Origin of the sequence: Sulfurimonas sp. (assembly GCF_016744025.1) — a bacterium.
In the GTDB taxonomy this organism is placed as follows: Bacteria; Campylobacterota; Campylobacteria; order Campylobacterales; family Sulfurimonadaceae; genus Sulfurimonas.
On record NZ_JADGFC010000100.1, the window covers coordinates 1 to 9,833 of the forward strand.

At 34.8% G+C, this 9,833-nt stretch carries 9 protein-coding genes; 6 read left to right on the forward strand and 3 right to left on the reverse strand.

Annotated elements, in window-relative coordinates; genetic code table 11:
- Positions 1 to 11: 11 nt before the first annotated feature.
- Positions 12 to 176: a DUF4395 family protein gene (locus QZZ48_RS15855; protein WP_366755936.1), complete on the forward strand. Its 165-nt coding sequence runs from the start codon at positions 12 to 14 to the stop codon at positions 174 to 176.
- Position 177: 1 nt separating this feature from the next.
- Here the strand turns inward: QZZ48_RS15855 and QZZ48_RS11970 are convergent, their stop codons facing one another.
- Complete coding sequence (locus QZZ48_RS11970; protein ID WP_294966141.1) at positions 178 to 1,146, reverse strand: hypothetical protein; 969 nt, start codon at positions 1,144 to 1,146, stop codon at positions 178 to 180.
- A gap of 131 nt (positions 1,147 to 1,277) precedes the next feature.
- On the opposite strand from QZZ48_RS11970, the gene QZZ48_RS11975 reads away from it, so the two are divergent.
- The 5 genes from QZZ48_RS11975 to prpF are packed head-to-tail and all read left to right on the forward strand — an operon-like array spanning position 1,278 to position 9,027.
- Positions 1,278 to 3,185: a propionyl-CoA synthetase gene (locus tag QZZ48_RS11975; protein WP_294966144.1), complete on the forward strand. Its 1,908-nt coding sequence runs from the start codon at positions 1,278 to 1,280 to the stop codon at positions 3,183 to 3,185.
- A gap of 17 nt (positions 3,186 to 3,202) precedes the next feature.
- Positions 3,203 to 4,081, forward strand: a complete 879-nt coding sequence (gene prpB / locus QZZ48_RS11980; RefSeq protein ID WP_294966147.1) for a methylisocitrate lyase — start codon at positions 3,203 to 3,205, stop codon at positions 4,079 to 4,081.
- 13 nt (positions 4,082 to 4,094) lie between these two features.
- The gene (gene prpC / locus QZZ48_RS11985; protein ID WP_294966150.1) at positions 4,095 to 5,246 is read left to right on the forward strand and encodes a 2-methylcitrate synthase; all 1,152 of its coding nucleotides are present in this window, start codon (positions 4,095 to 4,097) and stop codon (positions 5,244 to 5,246) included.
- A gap of 2 nt (positions 5,247 to 5,248) precedes the next feature.
- The gene (gene acnD, locus QZZ48_RS11990; protein WP_294966153.1) at positions 5,249 to 7,849 is read left to right on the forward strand and encodes a Fe/S-dependent 2-methylisocitrate dehydratase AcnD; all 2,601 of its coding nucleotides are present in this window, start codon (positions 5,249 to 5,251) and stop codon (positions 7,847 to 7,849) included.
- Positions 7,849 to 9,027: a 2-methylaconitate cis-trans isomerase PrpF gene (gene prpF, locus QZZ48_RS11995; RefSeq protein WP_294966156.1), complete on the forward strand. Its 1,179-nt coding sequence runs from the start codon at positions 7,849 to 7,851 to the stop codon at positions 9,025 to 9,027. The genes acnD and prpF overlap by 1 nt, the downstream gene beginning before the upstream one ends.
- Positions 9,028 to 9,061: 34 nt before the next feature.
- On the opposite strand, the gene QZZ48_RS12000 is transcribed toward prpF, so the two are convergent.
- Positions 9,062 to 9,367 (reverse strand): CcdB family protein, encoded by a 306-nt coding sequence (locus tag QZZ48_RS12000; RefSeq protein ID WP_294966157.1) that lies wholly within the window; start codon positions 9,365 to 9,367, stop codon positions 9,062 to 9,064.
- A complete protein-coding gene (locus tag QZZ48_RS12005) occupies positions 9,367 to 9,612 on the reverse strand; it encodes a type II toxin-antitoxin system CcdA family antitoxin (RefSeq protein ID WP_294966161.1) in 246 nt (81 codons plus the stop codon). Before QZZ48_RS12005 ends, QZZ48_RS12000 begins: the two co-directional genes overlap by 1 nt.
- Positions 9,613 to 9,833: the final 221 nt, after the last annotated feature.

The following is a 9,833-nucleotide window of genomic DNA, read 5'->3' on the forward strand; positions in this document are numbered from 1 at the left end:
CTATTTTCTTTATTCTTACATTATTTATGGGATATAACTTAAATCTATATATCTTTTCAATCGTAGTAACGGTTATATTTTTATTTTGTGCGTTATTAGAAGCTTTTTTTAGTTACTGCATAGGGTGTAAAATTTACTTTGTTATTAAGAAAGTCTACCCTGGCTTTATGAGCTAGTTTAGTTTACTTTCTGTCCAACACGTGGTGATGATAATTTATTATGTAATGATAAACTAATATTATTTTTAAACAAGCCACCATATAAAGTTTTTCTATTTATCTCTTCGTAAGCACTACATAAGTCTAACTCTAAGTCAACCGCACTAGTTAAAATCTTTAGTATCTCAGTTGCATCATTTGGTGCTACATGAGTTGGCGCTTCGCTTCCAGATGTAAAATGTCTGTGAATTCTTTCTATCAATTTTTTATTTGTAACTTCTATAAAAACTGATTCTAGTGGAGCTTTAAAAAACATAACACCATTTTTTATATTTATAGAGGTATAGGCTGTATCTAAGCCATATATTTTTCTTGAGAATGAATCAAAAAAATACAAATGTTTATTGTAATTGTCATGAAAGTTATCTACCATGAGATTTAAGATTTGTAATTTTTGCTCTTTTGTGTAAAAGTTTCCTATCTCACTAAAGCAAAAACTCAAAAGTGATTTTATACTGTACCACTCTGTTGTCTCAAATGAATATAAAAGCATCTTGGTTGTTCTTTCTTTTTTAAATGCTTCTATCTCTGAAGTAGCCTTTGTTCTATAGACTCTCGGAACTGTTGTATCCCTATACATTGGTCCAGGAAATTGAGGATGGATAACAAACCTTTCCTTATCCTCATGTGCCAGAATATACTGTAATCCTCCAAGATAGCCCTCGTCAATGATTTTAACCTCTTCTTTTGGAATCAATGTTATAAGTTCTAAGAAGTCATTTTCTTGACAATCATCATTCCAAATAATGTCTGGATACCTAAAGAAATTTGTTATTTTTTTAAGTACATCTTCATTGGGTTCTTTTTGTGTACTTTTATCAATCCAAGAGGTTACAGTCCTTCTATCTTTGCTAATGATTGCTGCAAATTTAGAGATACTCAACTCTGAACGATTGTAAATTTCTATGATTTTATCAATTGTTTTCATTCCTAATTGTACAATTATTGTACAAAAAAAACAATATGTACAAAAACTGTTTTTTTATACTAAATCTTGTACCGACAAATTCTCTACATGTAAAGTATAATTATTTAAAATATATTTAGTAGGAGAAGTCTATGGGAGCAATTTACGATAAAGTTTATGAAGAGTCTATAAAAGATCCAGAAGTTTTTTGGGCTGAGGCAGCAACAAAAGTACATTGGTATCATAAATGGGATAAGGTTCTAGATGTTGTAGATGGTCATTATAGATGGTTTGTTGGTGGATGTATGAACACTTGCTACAACGCAGTTGACTTACATGTTGAGAATGGACGTGGTAATCAACTAGCAATTATTTATGATTCTCCTGTTACAGATTCTAAAACAACATATACTTATACACAACTACGTGACCGAGTTGCTAAAACTGCTGGTATGCTTGTAAATAAAGGTGTAGTAAAAGGTGATAGAGTAGTTATTTATATGCCAATGATTCCTGAAGCTATTATTGGAATGTTGGCATGTGCAAGAATTGGTGCTATTCATTCTGTTGTTTTTGGCGGATTTGCTGCACATGAACTTGCAACTAGAATAGAAGATGTAAAACCTCGTGTAATTATGAGTGCAAGTTGTGGTATTGAAATCTCTAAAGTAATTCACTATAAACCACTTTTAGATGAAGCGATTAAGCAATCTGCTCATAAACCAACAACTTGTTTTATCTACCAAAGACCACAAGAAAGAGCAAATATGCTTCCTTGGAGAGATGTAGATTGGGCAGAAGAAGAAGAAAAAACTACTGGTGTTGATTGTGTTCCCGTAGATGCAATCGATCCTCTTTATGTACTTTATACATCAGGTACTACTGGAAAACCAAAGGGTGTTATCAGAAGTAATGGTGGACACTCAGTTGCTATGAAATGGTCTATGGATAATGTTTATAATGCAAAACCAGGTGATGTATTTTGGGCAGCAAGTGATGTTGGCTGGGTAGTAGGACACTCATATATTGTTTATGGACCATTAATGAATGGTTGTACAACAATTGTATATGAAGGAAAACCTGTTCGTACACCAAATCCTGGATCATTTTGGAGAGTTTGTGAAGAGTATAAGGTAAATATTTTATTTTCTGCTCCTACGGCATTTAGAGCAATAAGAAAAGAAGATCCAAATGGAGAGTGGGTTAAAAAGTACGATTTAAGTGCTCTAAAGACTATCTTCGTTGCAGGAGAGAGATGTGATTCTCCTACCTTAGAATGGATACAAGAAGTTACTGGCAAACCAGCGATTGACCACTGGTGGCAAACAGAAACAGGTTGGGCAATAGCTGGAAATCCTATGGGCTTAGACCCTATGAAGGTAAAAGCAGGAAGTCCTACAAAACCAATGCCAGGATTTAATCTACAAGTACTAGATGCAGATGGTAAAAAATGTAAGGCTGGAGTACTTGGAAACCTAGTATTAAAGCTTCCTCTTCCACCAAGTTGTCTAATGGGAATCTGGAATGATGATCAACGTTATAAAAGCTCTTATCTAAATTTCTATAAAGGATATTACCTAACTGGTGATTCTGGATACATAGATAAAGATGGATATGTATGGGTAATGGGTCGAATGGATGGTGTTATAAATGTTGCAGGTCATCGTTTATCAACCGGAGAGATGGAAGAGATAGTAGCTAAACATCCTGATGTTGCAGAGTGTGCTGTTATTGGAGTTGATTGTGATTTAAAAGGCGAAGTACCTATGGGTTTTGTTGTTTTAAAATCAGGAATACAAAGAGATGAAGAGTCACTAGTAGATGGAATAGTACAACTTGTTCGTGACAAGATAGGAGCAGTTGCTAGTTTTAGAATTGCTACTGTTGTAGATAGACTTCCAAAAACAAGAAGTGGAAAGATACTCAGAGGAACTATGCGAAGTATTGCAGATGGAAAAGAATGGAATATGCCATCAACTATAGAAGATGAAAGCGTATTACCAGAAATAGAAGTAGCGATAAAAGCTTTGGGTTACCCAAAGATAAATACAACTAAATAAATATTGGAGATTATATAATGATAACAAGTGCAGGAAAAAGATTTAGAGAAGCGTTAAAAGAACAGAGTCCATTACAAGTTTTAGGTGTTATAAATGCCTATAGTGCAATCCAAGCCCAACGTGCAGGTGCAAAAGCTTTATATCTTTCAGGTGCAGGAGTTGCAAATGCAAGTTATGGTCTGCCAGACCTTGGTATGACAATGCTTGAAGATGTTTGTATAGATATCAGACGTATTACAGGTCGTTGTGATGTTCCTCTTTTAGTAGATGCAGACACAGGTTGGGGTGGTGCGTTTAATATCTCCAGAACAGTAAGAGAGATGACAAAAGCGGGAGCTGCTGGTTGTCATATAGAAGACCAAGTTGCTCAAAAGCGTTGTGGACATAGACCAAATAAAGAGTTAGTAAGTATTGAGGAAATGTGTGACCGTATCCGCGCTGCAGTTGATGGAAAAACAGATCCTGATTTTGTAATCATGGCTCGTACAGATGCTCATGCTAGTGAAGGTCAAGATGCAGCGCTAGAACGTGCACAAGCATATGTGGAAGCTGGAGCAGATATGATATTTGCAGAAGCAATCCATACACTAAAAGAGTATGAAGACTTTACAAATGTAATCAAAGTACCAGTATTAGCAAATATCACAGAGTTTGGAGCAACACCACTCTTTAGCGTAGAAGAGTTAGCAAGTGTTGGCATCTCTATGGTTCTTTATCCTCTTTCAGGTTTTCGTGCAATGAATAAAGCGGCACTAAGTGTATTTGAATCAATCATAAATGAAGGAAGTCAAAGTTCTACAATAGACATTATGCAGACGAGAATGGAGCTATACGATATGCTCGGATACCATTCTTATGAAGATAAATTAGATGAACTTTTTAACAAGCAAAAATAGAGAAGGATAGATTATGAGTAGTGAAAAAATAGCGTTTAAACCAAAAAAATCTGTTGCTCTTTCGGGTACAGCTGCCGGCAATACTGCCATTTGTACTGTTGGTCTTAGTGGTAATGATTTACATTACCGTGGATATGATATTTTAGAGTTTGCTACGCAGGCTGAATTTGAAGAGATTGCTTACTTAATAGTACATGGAAAATTGCCTAATATTAGTGAACTAACTGCATATAAAGCAAAACTAAAATCACAAAGAAATCTACCTGATTCAGTTAAAGTGATTTTAGAACAACTACCAAAAGCTACACATCCTATGGATGTAATGAGAACAGGATGTTCAGCACTAGGATGTCTAGAGCCAGAAGATGAAAGTCATCCAAAAGAAGAAGCACAAGATATCGTTGATAGACTTATGGCATCTTTTGGTTCTATGCTTTTATATTGGTACCATTTTAGTCATAACGGTAAAAAAATTGAGCTAGAAACAGATGATGATACAATCGCTGCACACTTCTTGCATCTACTTCATGGTAAGCCAGCAAAAGAGTCATGGATAAAAGCTATGCATATATCTCTTATCCTTTATGCTGAACATGAGTTTAATGCTTCTACTTTTACTTCTCGTGTAATAGCTGGAACAAGCTCAGATATGTTCTCAGCAGTAACTGGTGCAATTGGAGCCCTAAGAGGTCCTAAACATGGAGGAGCAAACGAAGCTGCTTTTAGAATACAAGAACGTTACTCTTCAGCAGATGAAGCAGAAGAAGATATTAAAAAGAGAATGGCAAACAAAGAAATTATTATTGGTTTTGGGCATCCTGTTTATACTCTAAGTGACCCTAGAAATGTTGTTATTAAAAAAGTTGCTAAAACACTTAGTGAAGAAAATAACGATATGCTAATGTACGATGTAGCAGATCGTTTAGAAACTGTTATGTGGGATGCTAAAAAAATGTTTCCAAATCTTGATTGGTTCTCTGCATCTTCATATCATCAGATGGGAATTCCTACAGATATGTTTACTCCTATATTTGTAATAGCACGTACTTCTGGATGGGGAGCACATGTAATAGAACAACGTGAAGATGGTAAGATTATTCGTCCTTCTGCACAATATGTTGGTCCACATGATTTAAAGTTTGTTCCACTAGATAAGAGAGATTAATCATGACAAATGATAAATACTTAAAAAAATTAGAGGGATTTGATACTAGCTTTTACGATGTAAAAGCTGCTGTAGAAGATATTACTCCTGGGAGTTTTGAGAAATTAAACTATACATCAAGAGTATTAGCAGAGAACTTACTTAGAAAGTGCCCAAGTGCAGATTTAAAAGATTCACTTGTACAACTTATTGAAAAAAGAACTGATAAAGATTTTCCTTGGTATCCATCAAGAGTTGTAACTCATGATATCTTAGGACTTACAGCATTAGTTGATTTAGCTGGTTTAAGAGAAGCAATTGCTGAACAAGGTGGAGATCCTAAAAAGGTGAACCCTGTTGTTCCAACTCAATTAATAGTAGATCATTCTCTTGCAGTTGAGTGTGGTGGTTTTGATCCAGATGCATTCCAAAACAATAGAGATATTGAAGATAGAAGAAATGCTGATAGATTTCACTTCATTAACTGGACAAAAGTAGCATTTGATAACGTAGATGTTATTCCTCCAGGTAATGGAATTATGCATCAAATCAACTTAGAAAAAATGTCTCCTGTTATTCACAATGTTGATGGAATTGCAAGTCCAGATACATTAGTGGGAACTGACTCACATACTCCTCATGTTGATGCACTAGGTGTTTTAGCTATTGGTGTTGGTGGATTAGAAGCTGAAAATGTAATGTTTGGAAACCCTTCTTTTATGAGAGTTCCTGATATTATTGGTGTAAAAGTTGTTGGGCAAAGAGCTGAAGGAATTACTGCAACTGATATTGCTTTAACATTAACATCTTTTTTGAGAAACAATAATGTAATTTCAGCATTCTTAGAATTCTTTGGTCCTGGTTTAGAGTATTTAAACTTAGGAGACCGTGCAACAATTTCTAATATGACTCCTGAGTATGGTGCATCTGCTGCTATGTTTGGAATCGATGAACAAACTTTAGATTACTTAACATTAACAGGAAGAGAATCAGAACAAGTTAAATTAGTTGAAGCATATGCTAAAGCAAATGGTTTATGGGCTACAGAGTTAGCTAAAGCTACTTATGCAAGAGAAATAATATTTGATTTATCAGAAGTTACAAGAAGTTTAGCAGGTCCATCTAAACCTCACAAATTAGTTCCTACAAATACATTAGTAGCAGAAGGTTTAATTAAAGAGTATAAAGAAGAAGATGAAAATAAAATTCCAGATGGTGGAATTTTAATTGCTGCAATTACTTCATGTACTAATACTTCTAATCCTAGAAATGTTATTGCTGCTGGTTTACTCGCTAAAAAGGCAAATGAATTAGGTCTTAAAAGAAAGCCATGGGTTAAATCTTCATTAGCACCAGGTTCAAAAGTAGTTGAAACATATTTAAAAGATGCAAATCTTCTTCCTGAACTTGAAAAGTTAGGATTTGGTATTGTTGGTTTTGCATGTACTACTTGTAACGGTATGTCAGGTGCACTTGATCCAGTTATTCAAAAAGAAGTTGTTGACAATGATATTTATTCTACTGCTGTACTTTCTGGAAACAGAAACTTTGATGGAAGAATTCATCCATATGTAAAAGAAGCATTTTTAGCATCACCTGCATTAGTTGTAGCTTATGCATTAGCTGGTTCTATTAGATTTGATATTGAAAAAGATTCACTAGGTGACGACAAAAATGGTAATCCTATTACATTAAAAGATTTATGGCCAACAGATGCTGAGATTAACGCTGTTGAAAAAGCTTCAGTACGTCCAGAAATGTTTGAAGCTATTTATGAGCCAATGTTTGCAAAAACTATTTTAGAAGGTGTTGAGATTTCACCTTTTTATGATTGGAATAGAAAAAGTACATATATCAACAAACCACCATATTGGGAAGATGAATTTATGGGCAAGCCTGCTCTTAAAAACATGTTACCACTAGGTGTATTCCCTGATAATATTACAACCGATCACTTATCACCTTCGAACGCAATTTTACCTACAAGTGCTGCTGGTGAGTATTGTCTTGAAATGGGTCTTCCTATAAATGACTTAAACTCTTATGCAACTCATCGTGGGGATCACTATACTGCTCAAAGAGCAACATTAGCGAATCCAAAACTATTTAATGAAATGGTTACAGATGCAAATGGTGAAACTAAACAAGGTTCATTAACTACAATCATGCCAGAAGGTACTGAATCTAGAATGTGGGAAGCTATTGAGACATACATGGATAGAAAGCAACCACTTATCATCATCGCAGGTACTAATTATGGTCAAGGGTCTTCTAGAGACTGGGCTGCAAAAGGTGTAAGACTTGCAGGTGTTGAAGTACTTGTTGCTGAGTCAATTGAGCGAATCCATAGAACAAATCTTGTTGGTATGGGTGTTCTTCCCTTACAATTTAAAGATGGAGATACTAAAAAAACTTACTCTATTGTAGGAACTGAGTCTTATGAGGTTTCTGGAGAGATTGAAGCACGAGGAAGCCTTACTGTTATTATGACAAGAAAAAATGGTGAAGTTGTAAACATTCCTGTTACTTGTAGACTTGATACTTCTGCTGAAGTTGAAGTTTATGAAGCTGGTGGAATCTTACAAAAATTCGCTAAAGATTTTGTTGCTGCTGGTAAAAAATAATGTATAAACCACAAATAAAAGTTCCTGCTACGTATATGCGTGGTGGAACTAGTAAGGGAACTTTTTTTAATCTTGCTGACATTCCTAAAGATATTTGGGAAAATCAAGAGATTAAAGACAAATTCCTTTTAAGAGTTGTAGGAAGTCCAGATCCATATAAAAAACAAATAGATGGTATGGGTGGAGCAACTTCTAGTACTAGTAAAACTGTTATAGTTGATAAAAGTAAAAGAGATGACCACGATGTTGATTATTATTTTGGTCAAGTGGCAATTGATAAGCCTTTTGTTGACTGGAGTGGAAATTGTGGAAATCTTACTGGCGCAGTTGGATCGTTTGCAATTAAAAGTGGTTTAGTTGATGAATCTAAGCTTGTTGAAAATGGAATCGTTGAGGTTCGTATTTGGCAAACTCAGATTAAAAAAACTATTATCGCTTATGTTCCTATGGCTAATGGTGTAGTAAAAGAGATGGGTGATTTTATTCTTGATGGTGTTTCATTTCCCGCTGAGGAAGTTAAAGTTGAGTTTGTAGCTCCTGTAGATGCAGATGAGAAGCTATTTCCAACTGGAAACCTAGTTGATGATTTAGAAGTTCCGGGAGTTGGAACTTTTAAAGCAACAATGATAACAGCAGGAATACCAACAATCTTTTTAAATGCTGATGAAATTGGATATAAAGGTACAGAGCTTCAAGGAGACATAAACTCTGATGAGGAAGCCTTAGCAAGGTTTGAGACGATTAGAGCTTATGGTGCTATTAAGATGGGCCTTATAACAGACATAAAAGAGGCAGAGACTAGACAGCATACTCCTAAGGTTGCTTTTGTGTCAAAACCTCAAACTTATAACTCGTCTAGTGGTGCAGAAGTTAATGCCAATAGAATTGATCTCAATGTTAGAGCATTATCTATGGGATTACTTCATCATGCAATGATGGGAACAGCATCTGTTGCCATTGGAGTTGCCGCATCTATTCCTGGAACACTTGTAAATATAGCTGCTGGTGGCGGAGATAGAGATAGCGTAGAGTTTGGTCATCCATCTGGAACACTAAAAGTTGGAGCTACACTTAAAATAGATGGAGACAAAATCGAAATCGAAAAAGTAGCAATGAGCAGAAGTGCAAGAATTATCATGGATGGTTTTGTACACGTGCCTGCTGATACTTTTCTCTAGTAATTATATAATTTAGAGTAGCGTAGATGCTACTTTAAAAACCAGTTATCATAAAATCTACTGCTGAGATTATCTCATCTCTTTTACTCTCAACTGAACAAACCAATGAACCTAGATGCTCTAGTGATATACCTGCCAGTTCGGCTGTAGACATAGTGACTGTTAAGTCATTTATCTCAAACTGTTGGTTTAGTATATTTGCAGGTTTCATATTTAAAACTAAAGGCACAACAACTCTTGTCTGTAAGTTCTTTAGTATGTTATTTTGAATATCAAGCAAATATGGTATCTCTTCATTTGTTCTTGGGTTTTGGTTTTCATATACATCAAACTGAGCCATTAAAAACTTCTCATATCATCGCTGAATGTTCCATTCTTGGAAACTCTTTCATTGTAGCTATTTACAGAAATCTTATTCTGAGCTTCCCAGTTCTTAATCTCTTTCTCTTTTATGAGTTGAATTAAAGTCTTTTCTAAAGAGTTAGATATATTTATATGAAGCTCTTTTGCTTTTTTCAACAAATCAGAATTTATACTGAGATTGGTTGCTTTTTTCTTTGCATGAAGGTTATAAAGTGCTGTCATCTACATTTCCTATGTGTATAAAGTATGTGTATGATTATAGCATTGAAAGTAGATAATGTAAAGAAATAGGTTTTTGTATTGAATTGTAGTTTTTACCATCACTTGCAGTTATTAGGAAATTCGACTTAATTAAAAAAACGGGGGTTTAAAAACTCGCTTTTTTTGATAATTGACCAAATAATAATCTACTAAATTTAACTTCAAGCTTTTACTCAAATCTC